This is a genomic window from Thaumasiovibrio subtropicus, assembly GCF_019703835.1.
In the GTDB taxonomy this organism is placed as follows: Bacteria; Pseudomonadota; Gammaproteobacteria; order Enterobacterales; family Vibrionaceae; genus Thaumasiovibrio; species Thaumasiovibrio subtropicus.
In genome coordinates this window covers 3,352,550-3,374,274 of record NZ_AP023054.1, presented here as the reverse complement: position 1 = coordinate 3,374,274, position 21,725 = coordinate 3,352,550, and the positions used below count along the sequence as shown (strand labels likewise).

Below are 21,725 nucleotides of genomic sequence, written 5' to 3'. Positions count from 1 at the left end.
AAAAAAAGCCCCTCGCGGGGCTTTTGTGGCCGAGGTTGGATTAGTGGTCTTGTGCTTCACCGGCACCGGCAGGTACACGCACATGTTCGACTAAATCTTTCACCTCTTGCGGTGTATCTGCAGTGACTTTCGAGACGGCTATTGCCACACCAAAGTTAAACACAGCACCAATTGCACCAAAGGCATTCGGCTCAATACCAAGGAACCAGTTACTCCCCCAGCTTTCTAGGTATTTCCAGTCAGCGACAAAGAGAATGCCTTTATGCTGGAATACGTAGAATAGCGTGATACTGATACCTGCGATCATCCCGGCAATGGCGCCTTCCTTATTGATGTTCTTACTGAAGATACCCATCATCAAGGCAGGGAAGATCGAGGAGGCTGCGAGCCCAAAGGCGAGGGCAACCGTACCTGCCGCGAAGCCGGGCGGATTGAGACCGAGATAACCCGCCACCCCGATGGCGACTGCCATGGATATTCGACTTGCCATCAGCTCGTTTTTCTCCGATATCCGTGGATTGATCACCCCTTTTATCAAGTCATGGGATATGGCGGACGAGATGGCGAGCAACAGACCTGCTGCGGTTGAGAGTGCGGCGGCGAGACCACCGGCGGCGACCAGTGCGATTACCCAGTTAGGCAGTTTTGCAATCTCAGGGTTCGCCAGTACCATGATGTCTCGGTCAACACGGAGTTCGTTGGTGGCCGCATCCGAGGTGTATTGGATAGCACCATCACCATTCTTATCATCGAAACCCAGTAGACCCGTTGTTTCCCAGTTCTTGAACCAGTCAGGACGCTCGTCATACTTCAGGTATTGGCCAGAAGCAGGATTGACGGTATCCATTAGGTTTAGACGTGCCATTGCTGCCACAGCAGGTGCCGTCGTATAGAGAATCGCAATGAAGACCAAGGCCCAGCCCGCTGACGTACGCGCGTCACGTACCTTAGGCACCGTAAAGAAGCGAATGATAACGTGTGGCAAGCCTGCGGTACCAATCATCAGTGACATGGTGTACACGAACATGTTGAGCGTATCTCCCCGGACTTGAGTCGTATATTCGCTAAAGCCGAGCTCGGTCACCACTTGGTCTAGCCTATCGAGGAGATAGACGTCGGTACCAACCATGGTACCGCCAAGACCAAATTGCGGTAGTGGGTTACCGGTGAGTTGCAGAGAGATAAAGATTGCAGGAATAGTGTAAGCCAAAATGAGGACGCAATACTGAGCAATCTGCGTGTAGGTGATCCCTTTCATGCCACCCATAACGGCATAGATGAATACGATACACATCCCGATACCAAGGCCAGTTGCGTAGTCCACTTCTAAGAAGCGACCGAATGCAACGCCTACCCCTTTCATCTGACCGATGACATAGGTGACCGAAGCAATGATCAAACAAGCAACCGCGACAACACGGGCGGTTTTGGAGTAGAAACGTTCACCGACAAACTCAGGGACGGTAAATTTACCAAACTTACGCAGATAAGGCGCAAGAAGGAGTGCAAGTAGCACGTAACCACCTGTCCAGCCCATTAGGAAAACCGAACCGCCATAGCCCATAAAGGCAATGAGGCCAGCCATGGATATGAAGGAAGCGGCAGACATCCAGTCAGCAGCAGTCGCCATGCCGTTGGCGATCGGGTTTACCCCACCACCTGCGACATAGAACTCTTTGGTTGAGCCAGCACGGGCCCAAATCGCTATCCCGATGTAGAGAACGAATGTTGCACCGACGACGAGGTATGTTATTGTTTTTAAATCCATTTTAATGGCTCCTTACTCGTCTACGCCAAATTCTTGGTCGATTTTACGCATTTTCCACGCGTAGTAGAAAATGATGCCAAGGAAGCAGTAAATCGAGCCTTGCTGGGCGAACCAGAAGCCGAGTTTATAACCACCTAGTTGAATTTGATTGAGCACATCAACAAACAGAATGCCGCAACCGAATGACACCACGAACCAGATAACCATTAAGGTCACCATGAGTTTTACGTTTTTGTCCCAGTAGGCTTGGGCTCGTTCTTCGTTTTCGAACGCCATGGCCATCTCCTTGTGTTCCACGTTAATAAAATGTTACAGGATGACAATAGCAACGAAAGTGCAAGTGATCTGTGCAACTTTAGTCGGCAGGATCTAGCACAAAAAATGCCCGCGTGGCGGGCATTTAAATGAAAGTGGCGTCAGTGCTGGCTTGTTGCGATGTTGTTAATTTAGCCAAAAGTCTAAGATCGGTTTTTGGTCAATCTCTCTAACCGAGGTAGAAATCACGAATTCCCGCCAACAAGTTGTTGATAGCGACCGCTGATAGAATGAGTCCCATCACGCGGCTGATGATTGCTGCGCCAACGTTGCCGATCAGCCTTTGAATCGGTGTTGCAAGTAACAGCAAGATCAGAGTAATGAGCAAAACCACCACCATCACGGCTGCAGTTATCGCTTGATCGGCGATCGCGAATCGATAGTTATCCGTGAGCATCACAATGGCCATCATGGCACCCGGCGAGGCAATGGAGGGGATGGCGAGCGGGTAGACCGCCAAATTCGCCAGTTCTGAACGGCTTAGCTCTTCGGATAGACGTGTCTCTTGTTCCGGCTTACTCTCGCCAAAGATCATGCTGAGTGCAAACAGTAACAACACTAAGCCGCCCGCAGCTTGAAAAGCGGGGAGCGGAATATCCATGGCTTCCAGTAGCAGCTGACCAGCCACTAAGAAAAAGAAGAGTACCCCCGTGGCTATCGCGACGGCTTTCAATGCAACGAGTCGGCGTTGGGGTTTAGTGAGGTGCTGGGTCTGCGACAAGTAAACAGGCACGGATCCGATAGGATCGATGACCGCCCAAAGCACAACAAACTGAGTAAGAATAAGACTGAACAATGGCTCCTCCAGAGACTGAGAGTGGACGGGGTCATAAGTGGCGTATTCTAGCATTTCGCTTACATCTGATGTGAAATTGTTCACATTCTAATACGGTGTTCTTTTTATCCATTCACTCACTATTCAGCATGATGACTGATTTGTTGGTCGAATATGTCCCAAATATTTTGTATCTAATTGTGTTTTTGCCGCTTGTTTTGTTGTACCGCCTCGCAGTTAGGCGTGTAATGCCAATGTCTGCTTAGTGAGTCGCTGACTCTCCCCATCGTCTTAATTTCTGACTGCCTCAAGACAGTCGTATTCATTTTAAGGAAATCACAATGAGCTTTAGTGTTGTTGGCAATATTGCAGTATTTGTCATGCTGATCATGGTGCTGTATCGGATGCAGTCTACCTATGTCGCCTTTACCAAGCGTGTTTTTGCAGGCTTAGGTATGGGTGTTGTTTTTGGTGCCATTCTCCAACTGCTTTATGGGCAAGGAAGTGAGGTCATCCGTTCATCGATCGAATACTTCGATATCGTCGGTGTAGGGTATGTCCGCTTCCTGCAAATGATCATTTACCCATTGGTGATGGTCTCGATCATTTCGGCGATTTTACGCCTCAAGGATGGTACTTCTCTGGGCAAGATTTCGGGCATGACAATTGGTGTACTTGTGGTGACGACCATGATTTCTGCCATTGTAGGTATTGGTATTGCTAACCTGTTCGGATTGACCGCTGAAGGGTTAACGGCAGGTGCCGCAGAGGTGGCCCGTGGTGAAATGCTAGAGAATCGTTTAGGTGCAGTCGAAGGCGTATCGTTTGCTAAGATGGCCATCGACTTTTTGCCTGCGAATCCTTTCCTTGATATGACGGGTGCGCGCCGCACTTCAACCATTGCGGTTGTTATCTTCTCCGTTTTTGTTGGCGTTGCCGCGACAGGGATAGCGAAGAAAAAAACCGAAGAGTTCGAGTCGTTTGAAAAGTTCATCAAGATGATGCATGCGATAGTGATGCGTATCGTCACGTTGGTCTTACGTCTAACCCCTTATGGTGTCATGGCGCTAATGACAAAAGTGATCTCGGGTTCTAACTATGCGGATATTTTGGAGCTCGGCAATTTTGTTGTGGCTTCATATGCAGCGTTGATCATTATGTTCCTGATCCACTTGGCGATTGTTGCCATGATGGGATTAAACCCAATGCGTCATCTTAAGAAGATAATGCCAGTGCTGACGTTCGCCTTTACGTCACGTACGTCTGCGGGGGCTATTCCGATGAATGTGAAAACCCAAGAAGAGGGGTTAGGGATTCCTTCGGGCATCGCTAACTTTGCAGCATCGTTTGGCTCGACCATTGGTCAAAATGGTTGTGCAGGTATTTATCCCGCGATGTTGGCTGTGATGATTGCACCAACCGTAGGCATCAATCCTCTGGATATGGGTTTCTTGATTCCCTTGATTGCGATCATTACCGTGAGTTCTTTTGGCGTCGCAGGCGTTGGCGGTGGTGCAACTTTTGCGGCATTGATTGTCTTGTCGGCTATGGATTTGCCGGTTGCTTTGGCTGGTTTGTTGATCTCTATCGAGCCGCTGATTGATATGGGGCGCACGGCGCTAAACGTGTCGGGCTCAATTACCGCAGGGACAGTGACATCCAAGTTGTTGGGTGAAACCGATATGGAAGTCTTCAACAATGATGCGCCACTAGAACTCGATGGCGGCGAAGACGCAATGGCATAACGCGATTGTGAGTATTCACTAACACTTAGTCTAGGTTCAGGGGGGCAATGCCTCCCTGATGTTATGAGAGAGAACCTATGAAAATTGTCATCATTGGCGGTGAAGCTGCCGGTATGAGCGCGGCAGCAAAGGCGCGCCGCGTGAATCGTGACGCTGAAATTGTAGTCTATGAAGCCTCTGAAGTGATCTCATTTGGCGCTTGTGGGCTGCCGTATTTTGTTGGGGATGAGTTTCAAGATCACCGCTATATGGCGGAATTTACCCCAGAGCAATTTGCAGAGCGTGGTGTGCAGGTACTTACTTCACATCGAGTGACCAAAGTGGATGCGGAGCAAAAAAAGCTTGAGGTGGAACATAATGGAGCAACCTTTATTACCCACTTCGATCGTCTGATGATAGCGACTGGCGCGAAAGAGGTTATGCCCCCTGTTCCGGGCTTGGATAAGCAAGGTGTACATCGTTTGCGTGTGATGCAAGATGGCTTGGCACTAAAACAAGCGATAGCTGCCGTCGAGCACGTGACTGTCGTAGGGTCTGGCTTTATCGGACTAGAGGTTGTCGAAGCGCTGGTTCACCAAGGCAAGCAAGTACGATTGATTGAGCGTGCTGAGCGACTCATTCCGGATGCCTTTGATGCTGAAATAAGTAGTCACTTCCTGACTGAACTTGAAGCGGCGGGCGTTGAGGTCTTGCTGAGTGAATCGTTGCATGCGGTAATGGGTGAGGACAGCGTTACGGGTATTCAAACCGATAAAGCTGCGTATGCCACTGAGTTGTTAGTCGTGTGTACTGGCGTGAAGCCGAATACCCAGTTCTTAAAAGAAACAGGGATTGAGATGCTGGAAAGCGGTGCGATTGTTGTTGATAGGCAAGGGCGTACATCACTCCCAGATGTCTGGTCAGCAGGAGACTGTGCGACAATCTGGCACAGTGTGCTGCAGCAGCATCGTTACATTCCACTCGCCACGGGTGCAAATAAGATGGGTCGGCTGATTGGCGAAAACATCGCGCTAAGTGATGAGGCTGAGCCACTGATTTTCCCCGGATCGCTAGGAACTAGTTGCGTTAAAGTGCTGAGTTTAGAAGCGGGACGCACTGGTGTGACAGAGCAAGAAGCTCAAGATGCGGGTTTAAACTACAAGACGACGGTTATTAAAGATAAATGTCACACCAACTATTGCGCGGGTCAGTCAGATATTCACATGAAGCTCATTTATGAAGCTGACAGTAAAGTGATTCTCGGTGCGCAAATAATTGGCAGAAAAGGCGCGGTGCATCGCATCGATGCAATGGCTGTTGCGATCAGTATGGGCGTAACCACGCAGCAACTTGGCATGATGGATTTTGCCTATTCACCCCCTTTCGCCCGTACATGGGATGTCATGAATGTTGCCGGAAATGTGGCGAAGTAGAACAGACTGATCGCATCACTGATGAGACGAAAAAGCGAGCGGAAGCTCGCTTTTTTACGACTAGGAAGATGAATCCAGACTCATCTGTTGCAGCAAGATAACGGCCTGTGTTCTGTTTTTAACCCCTAACTTGCGAAATATCGCGGTCATATGCGCTTTAATTGTGGCTTCTGAAACATTGAGCTCATAGGCGATCTGCTTGTTCAGCAAACCATCATTCAGCATACGCAAGACCTTATTTTGTTGCGGCGTGAGTGTGGCTATCTTCTCTTCTAGCGCTTCTGCTTCTGATTGAGGTGCGTCTTCCCAGTCATCAATGTCGTCAGGATAAAAGGGTTCCCCTTCCAGTATTTGGTTGAGGGCTGAGATCAAGGCGCGCATATCACTGGACTTAGGAATAAAGCCAAAGGCGCCATGACGATGGACTTGCTTGACGATGGCGGCTTCTTCACTGGCAGAAACAACAACAATCGGTAAATCAGGGTATTGCTGCCGAAGCTGGATCAAGCCAGACATGCCATTGGCACCGGGCATTTTCAGATCAAGCAGCAGGAGATCAACGTCGGACTCTTTTTCGAGTAACACGAGGAGCGAGTCGAGAGAATCGGCTTCGAGTAGATTGGCTCCGCTGATCGCCATATGCACCGATTGGAACAAGGCATTTCGAAACAGTGGATGATCATCTGCAATGACAATGGTGTAGGAACTGTCCATAGGGCGATAGCTGTTAATAGTTTGTAATAAAGCTAACACCCTGTATGGACTAGGTCAATTTACACTCAATAGAACTATGTCATTGATCGTATTTAGGATCTTTTTCTTATTGTGAGGGGGGCTCATTACTGAGCGCGGCCGCTCGTAAATGGGACGTAAAACGTTCAGCATTGAGAAAACCCGTGACGCGTGCTTCTGGACGGTGGTGGCCTTGAGCATCCCAAAAATCGATAGTTGGTAGCCCTAGCACATCGAGTCCATTCATCATCTCAAAATCTGCGGGCGTATTCCGTGTTACGTCCGCCTGCAGTAAAACAAAGTTTGCCAACAGCGGCTCGACTAGAGGGGCATGGAAGGTGTATTTTTCAAACTCTTTACAGGCGACACACCAATCGGCGTAGAAGTCTAGCATGACCGGTTTGCCTTGTTGTTGTGCCTGTAATAGGGCGGCATCAAGCTCGGCTTGATTGGCAATGCGTTGGAAAGTGATGCTGTGTGTTGTTTGAACTTGAGGGCCAAACCAGCGCATGTAGAGAGGCTGAATCGAGGCGAACATCCCAAGGATAGCGACGATTCCCACCAACGTGCCTTTCCAGCCAAGCGGTAATCGGGTCTTTTGATGATAGATCCAACCGAAGAAGCTTAACCCAAGCGCAGCCCATAGGTAGGGCATGATATCAGTGGGTAAAATACGCTCCAATAAAAGCGTCGGCGCGGCGAGAAGAATAAAGCCGAAGAAAACTTTAACGCGTTCCATCCAATCACCACTGCGTGGTAACAGCTTATTACCAAACACGGCCACCAAAATAAGCGGAATCCCCATCCCCATCGCCAGTGCATAGAGGGCAATGCCGCCAACAAAGAGATCGCCACTTTGCGCGACGTACAATAACGCCCCTGACAAAGGTGCCGTGGTGCACGGAGAGCAAACTAGGCCGGAGATGGCGCCCATTGAAAATACGCCAACCCAGCGTCCACCCGTTTGCTGATTACTCAACTCATTGAGTTTCGTTTGCAGGCTGGCGGGCATTTGCAAGGTATAGACACCAAACATCGACAACGCTAAAAAGACAAATAAGGTACTCAACCCAAGAATGACATACGGATGTTGCATCGCGGCTTGAAATTGCATACCCGCAGAGGCGACAACAAGACCCAGTAAGGTGTAAGTCAGCGCCATACCTTGTACATAGACAAAGGCGAGACCGAATGCTTGACCTTGGCTGCGCTTGCCATTGCCAAGGACGATACCACTGAGAATGGGATACATGGGCAGCACGCAAGGGGTAAACGCAAGGCCAATACCCAGTAAGAAAAAGAGGGCGGGCGTCCAGCGCGAATCTGCGAGTTTTTCTGCTAATGATTGATGATCATTGCTTAAATTCGCCGATGGTTGTGGTGCATTCTCGGTCGGTGACTGGCCGATGACTGTTGCGGGTTTATTGATAAGCGGTGTGGTTGCATCCCCCCTTTCTGAAAGTGCTGACTCTACCGCGCGTAATGGAATAGTGATGATTTCGGGTGGATAACAGAGTCCAGCATCGGCGCAGCCTTGGTAGTTAATGGTGAGCTGGCTATCTTCTTGCGCCGAAAGCAAATCAACACCAAGCACTACAGATTGACGATAAATGGTGACATCACCAAAGAATTCATCCGTGTAAGGGATACCTGCCGGAAACTCGATGTCGCTGACTTTGGCGTCAATACCATTTGCCGAAAAGGCGTGCTGATAAAGATAGTACCCCGGCTTAATTTGCCAATCGAGATAGACGCGATTTCCCTGTTGGTTGAAGTTAAACATAAAGGCTTCATCGACGGGAACAAAGCTGTTGTCGTTACTCAGGCCAGGTAAGTTGAATGCATAGATTGGTAAACTGAAAATAAAAATAAGCGCAAAAAGCAGACGTTGTCTCATTGATACAGTTCCGGCTGACATAGTGAATCTCAAGCTATTTGGTATTGTGATGACTTGAGGGAGTTTGAGTATAAGACCTGAGATTACCATGAATGGTTTCATAGTGAAGTGAATAAAGATGGCGAAAGACTTGGACAAGGGCATGTTGCTGAGGCAATAAAAAAGGCGCCGCAGAGGGCGCCAAAGGTGTGCTAAGGGAAATACGTTACAGTACGATGCCAGCGAAGAGGAAGCCAAACAGGATACTAAAGACCATGCTGAGCAAACCGGGCAGCATAAAGCTGTGATTGAAGATATATTTGCCGATCTTCGTTGTGCCGGTACGGTCAAAGTCGATGGACGCAATGATTGGCCCGTAGTTCGGAATGAAGAAGTAACCATTCACGGCAACGAATGTGGCGAGAATAACGTGCGTTGGTAAGCCAATCGCGATACCTAATGGAATGAGTACTGCAGTGGTTGCCCCTTGCGAGTTCACCATGACAGAGAGTGCAAAGAGGGCGATAGCAAATGCCCATGGTGCGACTTCAACAATGGTCGAAACCGCGACTTTGACTTCTTCAAGGTAAGCGGCTGTGAGGGTATCACCCAACCACGCGATACCGAAAATGGCCACAATGGCGCGCATTCCCGCATGAAAGACTGACCCTTGGGTAATCTTGTTGCCGTCGGGTTTACAGACCAGAATGATCAGTGCAGCGACCGTTAACATCACAATTTCAATGGTGTGCGCCATCCCCATCACTTTCCCGTCGAAAGCCGGACGTAGTGATGGCACTGCCCCCATGATCACGACAGCAATCGCACCGAGTAAGAAAAAGCCAACAGCTTTTTTCGCGGTGGGAGCGATAGCCGTTTCAGTGACAGCTTCTTCCTGCTCCATTTCAGCGCGGAAGGCAGGATCTTGCATACGGCGTTGAAACTCAGGGTCGTCTTTCAGCTCTTTGCCTGTTTTATTGACGATCAAGCAAGCCGCAAAAAGACCGAGGAAAGTTGCAGGTATCGTCACCATAAGCACGTTACCTAGTGTGATACCGCGAGGCTCTAAGAAGCCTACGCAAGCCACAACGGCCGCAGCGATAGGACTCGCGACAATCGCGAATTGAGAGGCGATAACAGCCATACCCAGTGGACGCTCAGGGCGTACCCCACTACGACGGCTAACTTCCGCGATGACAGGCAGTACAGAATAAGCAACATGCCCTGTACCGGCCATCATGGTGAAGAAGTAGGTCACCATAGGTGCGATGAAGGTGATGTGTTTTGGGTTCTTTCTTAGGATGCCGCTGGCGATTTTGATCATGTAATCAAGGCCACCTGCTGCCTGCATCGCTGACGCAGCAGCAACCACAGACATGATCATGAGCATGACGTCAATTGGCGGGCTTGTTGGCTGCAAACCAAAGACAAACGCCAGGATTGCTAAACCCATACCCCCCATAACCCCAAGACCAATACCACCAATACGGGCACCGATAAGGATACAGCCCAGAACGATAAGGAACTGCACTAAAAACATATTAACTCCCTGAATAATGTTTTAAATATTTGCTAAACACCCATTATTTTTGTTGTTAAGATTTGAGTAAAGTGTAATTAACCGCATTTCTTAACACGAGCTGAATAAATAAACAGCAATTGATGAGTATCTGTGTGAAATTATTTTATCGCTTTGCTAAAGGTGTTTGTTTGGTGTTAGATCAAGATTGAAAGCAATGATGATTTTAAATAAGGAAATGGTGATAACCCTCTTGTTTAAATCCGCTTATGTTATCTACTGGTGGAGTAAAGGTTTGTATTAGGTATATAAACGGTATCAGGCTTCTCGTGTGTTTGTGAGTGGTATGTAATAGCGTTTGTGGATTATTTGAAGATATAGCATTACAGTCGATTTTATTAATTATTGGTGGTGAAAAAGATGTGCTTCTTGGTGCGTAAGCGCAAGTGGCATTATTACTTTATTATTTCAGATATAAAAAAAGAGCCTTATAGAAAGGCTCTTTTATAAAAAGACACAAACGGTAAAGTTAGTTGTAACGCTTACCTTTGTACTCTGGGTTCATGAGGTTCTCAATTGAGAAGATATCATCCAATTGCTCTTCTGTGAGAAGACCGCGCTCAAGGACAACTTCGCGTACGCTCTTGCCTGTTTCAGCACAGATCTTACCGACGATGTCACCTTCGTGGTGGCCAATGAATGGGTTTAGGTAAGTAACGATACCGATAGAGCCCATGACGTATTGCTCACACACTTCTTTGTTGACGGTAATGCCTTCAACACACTTCTCACCCAAGTTAACGCATGCATTGCCTAGGATTTCGATCGACTCGAAAAGCGCTTGACCAATGACCGGCTCCATGACGTTTAGCTGAAGCTGGCCAGCTTCTGCTGCGAAAGTGATGGTTGAATCGTTACCGATCACTTTAAAGCAAACTTGGTTAACCACTTCAGGGATAACTGGGTTGACTTTGGCTGGCATGATTGACGAGCCTGCTTGCATCTCAGGCAGGTTGATTTCGTTTAGGCCAGCACGTGGGCCAGAAGACAGTAGACGTAGGTCATTACAGATCTTCGATAGTTTTACTGCGAGACGCTTAAGTGCGCAGTGAACCATAACGTAAGCACCACAGTCAGAGGTTGCTTCGATGAGGTCTTCTGAAGGGACAACATCTAGGCCAGTCACTTCAGCTAAGTGCTTAACCGCAAGCTCTTGGTAACCTGCAGGGGTGTTTAGGCCTGTACCGATAGCGGTCGCGCCGAGGTTAACTTCAAGAAGTAGCTGCGCATTACGCTTTAGACTGCGTACTTCTTCGTTGAGTAGAACACTGAACGCGTGGAACTCTTGGCCGACAGTCATTGGTACGGCATCTTGTAGCTGGGTGCGGCCCATCTTCAAGACATCTTTGAATTCTTCACCCTTGGCATCAAATGCTTTTACAAGGTAAGACAGTTTCTCAACCAGCTTCATCATGCTGTTGTAAACAGCAACGCGGAAACCCGTAGGGTAAGCACAGTTGGTTGACTGGCTCTTGTTGACGTGGTCATTGGGGTTGATAAGTTCGTAATCGCCTTTTTCTTTACCCATTAGCTCAAGTGCTAGGTTGGCGATCACTTCATTGGTGTTCATGTTAACAGAGGTGCCCGCACCGCCTTGATAGACGTCTGACGGGAACTGATCCATGCATTTACCCGTTTCTAGGATGACGTCACATGCCTTAACAATGTACTCACCCACTTCAGTTGGGATAACACCTAGCTCTTTGTTTGCTAGTGCTGCTGCTTTTTTGGTGAATACCATGCCGCGAACGAATTCAGGCACATCTGAGATGGTCGTTGATGAGATATTGAAATTCTCGACTGCACGTAGGGTATGAATGCCGTAGTACGCGTCCGCTGGGATTTGACGTTGGCCCAGGAGATCTTCTTCTACGCGAGTCGCGGTGCTGATTTGATTGTTTTGTGCGTGGGTTTCAATTATCTGTGACATATGTCGCCTTCTAGGATCTATAAAGTTGAAAAACGTGCCAACTCAAATCGTGCATAGAATCCTTTCTTGCGTGTACTTGATAGTTTAAGTACCTGTCTTCTTAGACAACATGGTGGATAATAATCTGCTTTCGGGAGGAAAAACAATATACCTTCCACTGATTTTAATAAGTTAATCATTTTTTGCACGAGTATGTGATTAACATCAATTAATGTAACGTATTTTTCCGACGAATGAATTGCCCCGCATCAAATTTTAGTGACTTTTTTCTCGTTGAAGTTCAGGTGTCATTCAGGGAAAGTTTGTTTGGGTGGGGGAGTTGCAAAAGACATCGATTGTCACCATATTGTCATTATGAGCAGTGCAAGTGACACTGCATCGTTACCCAGATAACAAGAGGTCAATTTTGTTTCCTATACTACTGTTTTTGTTCATTTTTGTGCCAATCATTGAAATAGCGCTGTTTGTGCAAGTCGGTGGAGTGCTAGGGATGTGGCCGACCATTGGTTTAGTCTTGCTGACGGCAGTCGTGGGCGCGTCATTAGTACGTAGCCAAGGCCTCATGACATTGATGTCAGTACAGAGCCGACTGCAGCAAGGCGAAATGCCTGCACAGCAGATTTTAGAAGGCGTGATGTTAGCAGTTTGTGGTGTTTTGTTACTCACCCCGGGCTTTATGACCGATGCCATGGGGATGATAGTGCTCCTGCCTGCGCCACGTGCGGCATTGGCTAAATCACTTATGAAGCGTATGACTATTCAGACGATGAATCCCAACGGCTTTCAAGGTCAGGGGGACTTTCAAGGTCAAAGCGGCTTTCATGGCGGGTTTGGGCAACAGGCTGACCCTTTCCAGCGTCATCGCAAGGATGGAGAAGGGGACGTGTTCGAAGGTGAGTTTGAACATAAATCAGACTCAGATGACGAAAACAATCGTTTGAGATAACGCGTCAAATATCGAGCCCTCAGAGAGGGGGCTCTTTCATTCTTTCCTTACCGTTACAGTGATGCTGTCTCTGATAAGTATTCACGACGTAATCGCAGGGCATAAAGATAAGCGCCTAATCCAGCAATGAGGTTAGCAATCGCAATGCCGACAAAGATCCCTTCTGTTCCCCAATGAGTACTTGCAACCCAAGCCGCAGGTAAGAGCAAACCAAATAGACGTACGATGTTCCAACACATTGCTTGCGTCGATCGCTGCAGTGCGTTGAGCGCAGAGACCAAAATCATTAAGACACCTTGTAAACCGTAGCTGGCTGGCACAATGACCAAATAGAGCCAGAGGTGGTCTTGTACTTGAACGTCCTGAGTAAAAAAGTAAGTAATGGGCCACGTTAAGGGGACAAGCAGGATGTACACAAAGAGCTGGAAAAGAAAGCTAAAACGTAAGGCGACAAACAGCGCCTTAAACGCGCGTGTATACAAACCAGCCCCCATGTTCTGCGCCATAAAAGGGGTAAAAATAGAGGCAAGTGCCATGATCACAATGAGCAAGATAGACTCGATACGTTGCGCAGCGCCATAGGCGGCAACAGCCGCATTACCTTGCGCAGCCAAAATGACCATTAAAATTGCACCGGACAATGGGTTCATGGCGCTAGTCAAGCCTGCCGGGGTGCCAATTTTTAGAATTCGACGCCAATCTTTCAGCATCAAAGCACGTTCAGGCCATGAGAGCAGCTTTTCACGCTTGATGAGTACAATGCCAGAGCAACTCAATGCGCCAGCCCAGCTTATTGCACTCGCAATGGCGGCACCTTGAATCCCAAGAGCAGGGAAAGGACCGAGCCCGAAAATAAGTAGGGGATCAAGCAGGCCATTAAGGCAGCCTGCCACCATCATGATTTTCGCCGGTGTTTTGGTGTCGCCAGTTGCGCGTATAGCGCTATTGCCTGCCATGGGGACAACCAGCAGTGGGATAGTCACGTACCAGATCGCCATGTATTCATGGATCATGGGCACGAGTTCTGAGCTCGCCCCAAGCGCACGAAATAGAGGTTCAATGGTGAAGACACCAACAGTCGAGGCCATACAGACCAAGAGTACTGCCAGCAGCAAGCCGTGGCTGGTGAGTCGCGCTGCCGCATGGTGATTGCCTTGCCCGAGTTGCTGGCCGATGAGCGAAGAGAGCCCAACGCCAATGCCCATGGTGATGCAGTTAACCGCAAAAGTGATCGGGAAAGTAAAACTGATTGCGGCCAGTGCATCGGTGCCTAACATGGCGATAAAAAAGGTATCGACCAAGTTAAACATGAGAATCGCGATCAGCCCGAAGATCATCGGCAGTGTCATTTTTCTCAATACAGGCGTAATCGGTGCGGAGAGAAGGCCGTGTTTATCGCGAGGCGGATTGGGGGCTGAAGGCATGAGAGAAAAATCTGTGACTGCTAAACAAGCCGATACCCTAATCGAATCAGCCTCGAGGTGCAAAGTTTCATCAATGGTTCTGTGTAATAGATAGCGGGCTTTGGCCGAGGAGTCTCATCAAGGAAGTCGCTTCTTTTTCACTAAGCACGATGTCTTAAGTGTGCAATCCGATAAAGTGCCGAATAGGATGGAAAAAACGCCAACTTTGTCCTGCATCGTGAGAGAAAGAGAAAAAAAATCATTTTTCCTCTTGGGTTCTGATTTTTCCATCCCCATAAAGAAGATAACAAATGACGCCTGACAAACAATTGTCGGCACTGTTCTAAATCATGGATATTGAAATCAGGAGAGACGACCGATGAACATTCGTCCTTTACATGACCGCGTTATCGTAGAGCGCCAGGAAGTTGAATCTAAGTCTGCTGGCGGCATCGTGCTGACTGGCTCAGCTGCTGAGAAATCAACTCGTGGCACCGTTCTAGCTGTGGGCAAAGGCCGCATCCTTGAAAACGGTACTGTTCAGCCATTGGACGTAAAAGTTGGTGATACTGTTATTTTCTCTGAAGGCTACAACGCTAAAACTGAGAAGATCGATGGTAAGGAAGTCCTGATCCTGTCAGAGCATGACATCATGGCTATCGTTGAGTAATTCACTTCAATTTGAACAAGAATCTAAGTAAGGAAGAACATCATGGCAGCTAAAGAAGTTAAATTTGGCAATGACGCACGTGTAAAAATGCTAGAAGGCGTGAACGTACTAGCAGACGCGGTAAAAGTAACGTTAGGCCCTAAAGGTCGTAACGTTGTTCTTGATAAATCTTTCGGTGCGCCAACCATCACGAAAGATGGTGTTTCTGTTGCGCGTGAAATTGAACTGGAAGACAAGTTCCAGAACATGGGCGCGCAAATGGTGAAAGAAGTGGCGTCTCAAGCAAACGACGCTGCGGGTGACGGTACCACAACCGCAACCGTACTAGCACAATCGATTGTAAACGAGGGTCTTAAAGCCGTTGCTGCTGGCATGAACCCAATGGATCTTAAGCGCGGTATCGATAAAGCGGTTATCGCTGCGGTTGAAGAGCTGAAAAAGCTTTCTGAACCATGTGCAGATACCAAAGCGATTGCTCAAGTGGGTACTATCTCAGCTAACTCTGATACCACTGTCGGTAACATCATCGCAGAAGCGATGGAAAAAGTGGGTCGTGATGGCGTTATCACTGTTGAAGAAGGTCAAGCACTTCAAGACGAGCTAGACGTGGTTGAAGGTATGCAGTTCGACCGTGGTTACCTATCGCCTTACTTCATCAACAACCAAGAGTCTGGTTCTGTTGATCTAGAAAACCCATTCATCCTGCTTGTTGATAAGAAAGTCTCAAACATTCGTGAGCTACTACCAACGCTAGAAGCGGTTGCGAAGGCATCTCGTCCACTGCTTATCATTGCAGAAGACGTTGAAGGTGAAGCGCTTGCGACATTGGTTGTCAACAACATGCGTGGCATCGTGAAAGTTGCAGCGGTTAAAGCCCCTGGTTTTGGTGATCGTCGTAAAGCAATGCTACAAGACATCGCTATTCTTACTGGCGGTACTGTGATTTCAGAAGAAGTCGGTCTTGAGCTAGAAAAAGCGGCGCTAGAAGATCTTGGTCAAGCTAAGCGCGTGACGATCACTAAAGAGAACACCACCATCATTGATGGTGTAGGCGAAGAAGCCGCTATCGCAGGTCGCGTATCTCAGATCCGTCAGCAAATCGAAGAAGCAACTTCGGATTACGACAAAGAGAAACTACAAGAGCGCGTAGCGAAACTGGCTGGCGGTGTTGCAGTGATCAAAGTTGGCGCAGCGACTGAAGTTGAAATGAAAGAGAAGAAAGACCGCGTTGAAGATGCACTACATGCTACTCGCGCTGCGGTTGAAGAAGGCGTTGTTGCGGGTGGTGGTGTTGCACTTATCCGCGCAGCATCGAAAGTTGTTGACCTACAAGGCGACAACGAAGAGCAGAACGTCGGTATCCGTGTTGCACTCCGTGCAATGGAAGCGCCTATTCGTCAAATCACCAGCAACGCAGGTGACGAAGAGTCTGTTGTGGCAAACAACGTGAAAGCGGGTGAAGGTAACTATGGTTACAACGCTGCGACAGGTGAATACGGTGACATGATTGAGATGGGTATTCTTGATCCAACCAAAGTAACGCGCAGCGCTCTTCAGTTCGCAGCCTCTGTTGCTGGCCTGATGATCACGACTGAAGCGATGGTTGCTGAGCTACCAGCAAAAGATGCACCAGCAATGCCTGATATGGGCGGCATGGGTGGCATGGGTGGTATGCCAGGCATGATGTAATATCAGCCAAACCGAATAAGAGCCCGCCAGTGATGGCGGGTTTTTTTATTCCTGTATTTTATCTTGTTCATGTTGCGGTAGCCGCCGTTTAGCGCGCTGCACTTCCACATGGCGGTGTACCCCTTTTCTGAGCGCTCTGACACTTGCTTCCACTCTATCGACGCCAACCAAAATAAAAAGAATCACGCCTGTCAGCACCAGTGCGGTCGTACCATAGCCAACCGCGATGAGCACGCCTAGTGCGGCAAGTAACCAAACGGAAGCTGCCGACGTAACGCCAATGATTTTCTCATTCTGTGTCATCATGACGCCCGCACCGAGAAACCCGATCCCGGTGATAATTTGTGCAAGCACGCGTGCGTGGTCACCCCGTTGATCAGAAAGTGACATACCAAGAGACATAAACGTATAGGTGCCAATGATAATTAGACTGGCTGTGCGAATGCCTACAGGTTTGCCTCGCCATTGACGCTCGATGCCAAGTAGTGCGCCGCACAATAGACAGCTGGCAATGCCTTGCCAATGGAGTGGAGCGATATCAAATCCAAGATTCATTGTTGCCCTCAGTGCCGATGGAGAAGTGATGAGAAACGGGAGGCAATGTAAGGCTGCAAGCAGTGAAATACGAGTGAATTTTCAATGAATTATTCTGATAGTCACAATCAATCCGTGTTGTTAAAGGGCCGACATCTAAGCCCGTACAAGAAGCTTGTATAGGGTGCATGTTGGGGTTTGATAGCAATACCTTGTATTGAGGTCCGCTACTGAAGCCTGCTCCTTAAGGTGGTTTGAGTCTATTTACACAATTGTAGCGTTTGGGATGAATGGGATTAAGGTGTGTGAGATATCTCTTACAGCATTGTGGGAAGAGGTAAGAATATCCAACCAGAATTATCGTAGAGCATTTTTTTTATCTTTTAAAAACAATCTATTAAGTGGGTTTTTAGCGCTGTTAAATCCTTGTAATGTCATCGATTTGAGTTTGGTGGGGCGATAAAGTGCCAAGATAGGATTATTATTATTGGTGTCGGAAGGATACGACGTAAGGAAGTAGGGATTACCTGACGGAACAGGGCGCTCGGAGAGTGTTAAAGCCAATGGAAATGGCTGACAAGGAAAAGTAGGAACCATATTGGATGTGGAGCAGGAAATCGGATGGCCTGCGCAAGGATGAAATGGATGCGCACTAGGAAAGTGTGAGGACAACTTTAGGATGAAGACTGAGCGATTTAGGATAGATTCGCTCGTCAGGACGACATAGGATTCGCGAGGACAGCGAGCAAGGAAGAGAGCGAACGGATCGCATGCTAATCATGGAATGATGCAGGGAGCATCACAGTAGCTGGACAGCTGCAAGTAAGTCTTAGGGCGCGACCAAGGTCGCGCCCGCTCTTTTTTATCCCCTCTATCTCTCCCCTCTCTTTTCGTCGCTATAGAAGCGTGGGATTTTTCTCCCCCGTTTTCTGAAGTCGCTTATGTCATGGTGTGTTGTGAGAGATCGCTTACAAGGCTGTGGGAGTTATCACTTTTAGTGATTGGCTTTTTCTAAGGTATTCGAACTATTTGCCTTAAAATCAGTGTCTTATGTTTGTTAATTAGAGGTTAAACGCCACTGTCATGAAAATTTTTACTGTTTGTCACGCAAAATGGTAGGGCGATAGTCTAATATTCTCTTCGTCGACAGGATGACGACAGAACGGAACAGGAACTGCTAAGGACTGGTACTTCTCAGGATGAGAAAACAGTGACTCAGGATGAGTAACTGGCAGGGATGTGAAAGGACAGCAACAGGATGTTGCAGACAGCGCCGAGGATAGGCACTGTGTCAGGATGACAAAGGAACACCCTCTAGGACAGAGGTAGGAACCACTTCAGGATGAAGTCAGGGACACCGCCAGGAAAGGTCGAGAGAGTCGGTAAGGATGTATCGACGAGTCAGGATGACTAGGACAACTTCAGGACGAAGTATAAGGAAAGCGCTGAAGGACACAGCATACTAATCATGGAATGATGCAGGGAGCACCACAGTAGCTGGATTGCTGCAAGTAAGACTTAGGGCGCGACGCAAGTCGCGCCCGCTCTTTTATGTGCGTTACGCGTTCGCGTTATCCCCCATTTTGATACCCACCATTATCTCGCCATACCCGTACTAGACTACGCGTTTATTTTGCGATCTGTTTAAATAATAGACATTTGTGGCGATAATTTTCTAAGAAAAATATCAGTAGGGAAATTTCGGGTGAGATTGCCTGATTGCTTGTGAGATATCTCTTACAAGCGCGTGGGACTTTACGCTTTCTCTTTACGATAATTAAGAGGCCACCAGAATAAAAGCATTATAAATTAGTGTCTTATGAGTTCGGGGTGAAAAAGTAATCGATTGCGCGGTGAGATATGTTTGATTATGAGGCGCAAATTAACCCTTAGATCGCCTATTATTTTCTTCGTCGACAGGATGACGACAGAACGGAACAGGAACTGCTAAGGACTGGTACTTCTCAGGATGAGAAAACAGTGACTCAGGATGAGTAACTGGCAGGGATGTGAAAGGACGGCAACAGGATGTTGCAGACAGCGCCGAGGATAGGCACTGTGTCAGGATGACAAAGGAACACCCTCTAGGACAGAGGTAGGAACCACTTCAGGATGAAGTCAGGGACACCGCCAGGAAAGGTCGAGAGAGTCGGTAAGGATGTATCGACGAGTCAGGATGACTAGGACAACTTCAGGACGAAGTATAAGGAAAGCGCTGAAGGACACAGCATACTAATCATGGAATGATGCAGGGAGCACCACAGTAGCTGGATTGCTGCAAGTAAGACTTAGGGCGCGACGCAAGTCGCGCCCGCTCTTTTATGTGGCAAAAACAGACTCTTCCTCTCTTTTATTCTTACATCACCTCAAGACACCTGTTCAACGAGACTTTCTAACTTGTCAGCACGGCACGCCTTTGTCATGGATTTGAGGTGCTAGAGCGTTTTTGTATCCTCCATCTAGAGTTCGGTTGCTTGATTACCTGACAACCACTTCTACCTATCCCACCGTATTTGAAGGTCAAACACTTTGAGGCTGCTTGTGTATTGCCTGTCGCGTTTGCTTGTTGGACGAGATAACCGAATGACGTTTTCTGGTGTTTTTTTCTGACAAACAGAAAATGTGAGCTGGATCTTGTTTTTTTTTGACCGCTTGTAGTGATTAATTCTATCAATTGCCCTTTTGTGTGCTTAGTTTCATTGGTTGGTGAATGGTTTGTCTTCCTATATTGCTACCTGTGTTGTGAGATATCTCTTACAAGCTCGTGGGACTTATTCGATACATGATGCCGATAAATAGGTGGTTTATGTGTTGTTTTCTTTTAAAAACAAAAAGATAGAAAAAATGTATTCGATTTCATCTTTATGACAGTTACCGGTTTTGATTTTTCGGGGTTCAACGGGTCACGAATTCACGTATTCTACTCTCCGTTGTCAGGAAGACGACGGAACGGAACAGGAACCGCCAAGGATAGCGGCATTCTCAGGAAGAGAAATCAGTCACTCAGGATGAGTAACTGGCATGGATGTAAAATGGACCCCTCTAGGATAGAGGAAGGAATACTTCAGGACGAAGTCAGGGACACCGCCAGGATGGTCGAGAGAGTCAATCAGGATGTATTGACGAGTCAGGAAGACTAGGACCACTTCAGGAAGAAGTTACGGATAGCGCTGAAGGAATCAGCACACTAATTATGGATGATGCAGGGAGCACCATAGTAGCCGGACTGCTGCAAGTAAGACCTCAGGGCGCGACGAAAGTCGCGCCCGTTCTTTTTGTATTTAACAAAAAACGATTTCTCTCTTATTCTAAATGCAGGTCGAGTGGTGTTTTACTGGCTCTGCCGCCTATCTCACGCGTTAATCGTGGAACCAGATAGCCCGAAACTTGCTTCATTAACTCCCCCATCAGTACTCTTGCTTCCTCATCACTCACCATAAAGTGTGCAGCGCCTTGTACTTTGTCGAGGACATGTAAGTAATAGGGCAGTATGCCTGCGTCAAAGAGTGCATTAGAGAGAGCGGCAAGCACATCTGCGTCATCGTTGATCCCTTTGAGTAATACGCCTTGGTTAAGCAGTGTGATGCCCGCTGATTTTAGCTTGTACATCGCGGCCTGAAGTGTTGAGTCAAGCTCATGAGGGTGATTGATATGGGTGACGAAAACCACTTGCAGGCGGCTGCTTTCGAGCATCTGACATAGCTCTGTCGTGACTCGTGATGGGATAACAACCGGTAAGCGAGTATGAATACGGAGCCGTCTTAAATGCGGAATACGATCTAATTCATCGAGTAGCCAATTGAGCTCGCTGTCCTTTGCCATTAGCGGGTCACCGCCAGAGAGTATGACTTCATCGAGTTCAGGATGTTGCGCAATATAGTCTAAGGACTCACGCCACGCGCGTTTGCCGCCTGGATTCTCTTGATAAGGGAAGTGACGACGGAAGCAATAGCGACAATTGACGGCACAACCTCCCTTGAGAATCATCAAGCAACGGTTTTTGTATTTGTGCAGCACGCCAGGTTGGTCATTGTCCTGTTCATCAAGGGGATCCTGACTATAGCCGTCGGTGACAGTAAACTCATCAATGACAGGCATGACTTGGCGTAACAGCGGATCATTGGGATTGCCTTTTTCCATTCTGTTGACGAAGCTTTGTGGAACGCGCAAAGCAAAAAGGCGGCGCGCTTCTAGCCCTGCTTGATACGGTGAAGGATCAATCTGAAGCTGAGACAGTAACTTGAGCGGATCCGTGATCGCATTCGCTAACTCAATGAGCCAATTTTGCTCAACAGTTGGTACGTTTCGGGTTATGATGTGCGGCATTAAATTTAACTCGAAGAATAGAAAG

15 protein-coding genes are annotated in these 21,725 nt (G+C 47.9%); 5 read left to right on the top strand and 10 right to left on the bottom strand.

Annotation, left to right across the window (positions count from 1 at the left end; genetic code table 11):
- Positions 1-40: 40 nt before the first annotated feature.
- From TSUB_RS15080 to TSUB_RS15070, 3 genes are all read right to left on the bottom strand, one after another.
- Positions 41-1,768: a sodium:solute symporter family protein gene (locus tag TSUB_RS15080; protein ID WP_087026807.1), complete on the bottom strand. Its 1,728-nt coding sequence runs from the start codon at positions 1,766-1,768 to the stop codon at positions 41-43.
- A gap of 12 nt (positions 1,769-1,780) precedes the next feature.
- A complete protein-coding gene (locus TSUB_RS15075; RefSeq protein WP_087026811.1) occupies positions 1,781-2,044 on the bottom strand; it encodes a DUF4212 domain-containing protein in 264 nt (87 codons plus the stop codon).
- A 208-nt stretch (positions 2,045-2,252) separates the two neighbouring features.
- Positions 2,253-2,879, bottom strand: coding sequence for a MarC family protein (locus TSUB_RS15070; RefSeq protein ID WP_087026814.1), 627 nt, complete (start codon positions 2,877-2,879; stop codon positions 2,253-2,255).
- Between the two features lie 320 nt (positions 2,880-3,199).
- Here TSUB_RS15070 and TSUB_RS15065 point away from each other — a divergent pair, with 320 nt between their 5' ends.
- Together TSUB_RS15065 and TSUB_RS15060 are read left to right on the top strand one after the other, a co-directional pair.
- Positions 3,200-4,603, top strand: a complete 1,404-nt coding sequence (locus TSUB_RS15065) for an L-cystine transporter (protein ID WP_087026817.1) — start codon at positions 3,200-3,202, stop codon at positions 4,601-4,603.
- 77 nt (positions 4,604-4,680) lie between these two features.
- Complete coding sequence (locus tag TSUB_RS15060) at positions 4,681-6,015, top strand: CoA-disulfide reductase (RefSeq protein ID WP_087026819.1); 1,335 nt, start codon at positions 4,681-4,683, stop codon at positions 6,013-6,015.
- Between the two features lie 60 nt (positions 6,016-6,075).
- Here TSUB_RS15060 and TSUB_RS15055 read toward each other — a convergent pair whose 3' ends face one another.
- The 4 genes from TSUB_RS15055 to aspA all read right to left on the bottom strand — a co-directional run bounded on the left by TSUB_RS15055 (position 6,076) and on the right by aspA (position 12,132).
- On the bottom strand, positions 6,076-6,729 hold the full coding sequence (locus TSUB_RS15055; protein WP_087026851.1) for a response regulator transcription factor: 654 nt from the start codon (positions 6,727-6,729) through the stop codon (positions 6,076-6,078).
- A 106-nt stretch (positions 6,730-6,835) separates the two neighbouring features.
- Positions 6,836-8,644 carry a protein-disulfide reductase DsbD gene (locus tag TSUB_RS15050; RefSeq protein WP_087026822.1) on the bottom strand — a complete coding sequence of 603 codons (1,809 nt, stop codon included), beginning with the start codon at positions 8,642-8,644 and terminating at the stop codon, positions 6,836-6,838.
- Between the two features lie 205 nt (positions 8,645-8,849).
- A complete protein-coding gene (locus TSUB_RS15045) occupies positions 8,850-10,163 on the bottom strand; it encodes an anaerobic C4-dicarboxylate transporter family protein (RefSeq protein WP_087026825.1) in 1,314 nt (437 codons plus the stop codon).
- A 508-nt stretch (positions 10,164-10,671) separates the two neighbouring features.
- Positions 10,672-12,132 (bottom strand): aspartate ammonia-lyase, encoded by a 1,461-nt coding sequence (gene aspA / locus TSUB_RS15040; RefSeq protein WP_087026828.1) that lies wholly within the window; start codon positions 12,130-12,132, stop codon positions 10,672-10,674.
- A gap of 406 nt (positions 12,133-12,538) precedes the next feature.
- On the opposite strand from aspA, the gene TSUB_RS15035 reads away from it, so the two are divergent.
- Positions 12,539-13,078 (top strand): FxsA family protein, encoded by a 540-nt coding sequence (locus tag TSUB_RS15035; protein ID WP_087026854.1) that lies wholly within the window; start codon positions 12,539-12,541, stop codon positions 13,076-13,078.
- A 53-nt stretch (positions 13,079-13,131) separates the two neighbouring features.
- Here TSUB_RS15035 and TSUB_RS15030 read toward each other — a convergent pair whose 3' ends face one another.
- A complete protein-coding gene (locus tag TSUB_RS15030) occupies positions 13,132-14,502 on the bottom strand; it encodes an MATE family efflux transporter (RefSeq protein ID WP_087026831.1) in 1,371 nt (456 codons plus the stop codon).
- A 358-nt stretch (positions 14,503-14,860) separates the two neighbouring features.
- Between TSUB_RS15030 and TSUB_RS15025 the strand changes: the two genes are divergently transcribed.
- Together TSUB_RS15025 and groL are read left to right on the top strand one after the other, a co-directional pair.
- On the top strand, positions 14,861-15,151 hold the full coding sequence (locus tag TSUB_RS15025; protein WP_087026834.1) for a co-chaperone GroES: 291 nt from the start codon (positions 14,861-14,863) through the stop codon (positions 15,149-15,151).
- A 42-nt stretch (positions 15,152-15,193) separates the two neighbouring features.
- Entirely contained in the window at positions 15,194-16,840 is a 1,647-nt protein-coding gene (gene groL, locus TSUB_RS15020; RefSeq protein ID WP_087026837.1) for a chaperonin GroEL, read from the top strand.
- Between the two features lie 45 nt (positions 16,841-16,885).
- On the opposite strand, the gene TSUB_RS15015 is transcribed toward groL, so the two are convergent.
- On the bottom strand, positions 16,886-17,395 hold the full coding sequence (locus tag TSUB_RS15015) for an MgtC/SapB family protein (protein ID WP_087026840.1): 510 nt from the start codon (positions 17,393-17,395) through the stop codon (positions 16,886-16,888).
- A gap of 3,282 nt (positions 17,396-20,677) precedes the next feature.
- Positions 20,678-21,700, bottom strand: coding sequence for an EF-P beta-lysylation protein EpmB (gene epmB / locus TSUB_RS15010; protein ID WP_087026842.1), 1,023 nt, complete (start codon positions 21,698-21,700; stop codon positions 20,678-20,680).
- Between the last annotated feature and the right edge of the window lie 25 nt (positions 21,701-21,725).

Coding starts and splice junctions, on each gene's coding strand:
- TSUB_RS15080 (WP_087026807.1), bottom strand. CDS start 1,768: ATGGATTTAAAAACAATAACATACCTCGTCGTCGGTGCAACATTCGTT.
- TSUB_RS15075 (WP_087026811.1), bottom strand. CDS start 2,044: ATGGCGTTCGAAAACGAAGAACGAGCCCAAGCCTACTGGGACAAAAAC.
- TSUB_RS15065 (WP_087026817.1), top strand. CDS start 3,200: ATGAGCTTTAGTGTTGTTGGCAATATTGCAGTATTTGTCATGCTGATC.
- TSUB_RS15060 (WP_087026819.1), top strand. CDS start 4,681: ATGAAAATTGTCATCATTGGCGGTGAAGCTGCCGGTATGAGCGCGGCA.
- TSUB_RS15055 (WP_087026851.1), bottom strand. CDS start 6,729: ATGGACAGTTCCTACACCATTGTCATTGCAGATGATCATCCACTGTTT.
- TSUB_RS15050 (WP_087026822.1), bottom strand. CDS start 8,644: ATGAGACAACGTCTGCTTTTTGCGCTTATTTTTATTTTCAGTTTACCA.
- TSUB_RS15045 (WP_087026825.1), bottom strand. CDS start 10,163: ATGTTTTTAGTGCAGTTCCTTATCGTTCTGGGCTGTATCCTTATCGGT.
- aspA (WP_087026828.1), bottom strand. CDS start 12,132: ATGTCACAGATAATTGAAACCCACGCACAAAACAATCAAATCAGCACC.
- TSUB_RS15030 (WP_087026831.1), bottom strand. CDS start 14,502: ATGCCTTCAGCCCCCAATCCGCCTCGCGATAAACACGGCCTTCTCTCC.
- TSUB_RS15025 (WP_087026834.1), top strand. CDS start 14,861: ATGAACATTCGTCCTTTACATGACCGCGTTATCGTAGAGCGCCAGGAA.
- groL (WP_087026837.1), top strand. CDS start 15,194: ATGGCAGCTAAAGAAGTTAAATTTGGCAATGACGCACGTGTAAAAATG.
- TSUB_RS15015 (WP_087026840.1), bottom strand. CDS start 17,395: ATGAATCTTGGATTTGATATCGCTCCACTCCATTGGCAAGGCATTGCC.
- epmB (WP_087026842.1), bottom strand. CDS start 21,700: ATGCCGCACATCATAACCCGAAACGTACCAACTGTTGAGCAAAATTGG.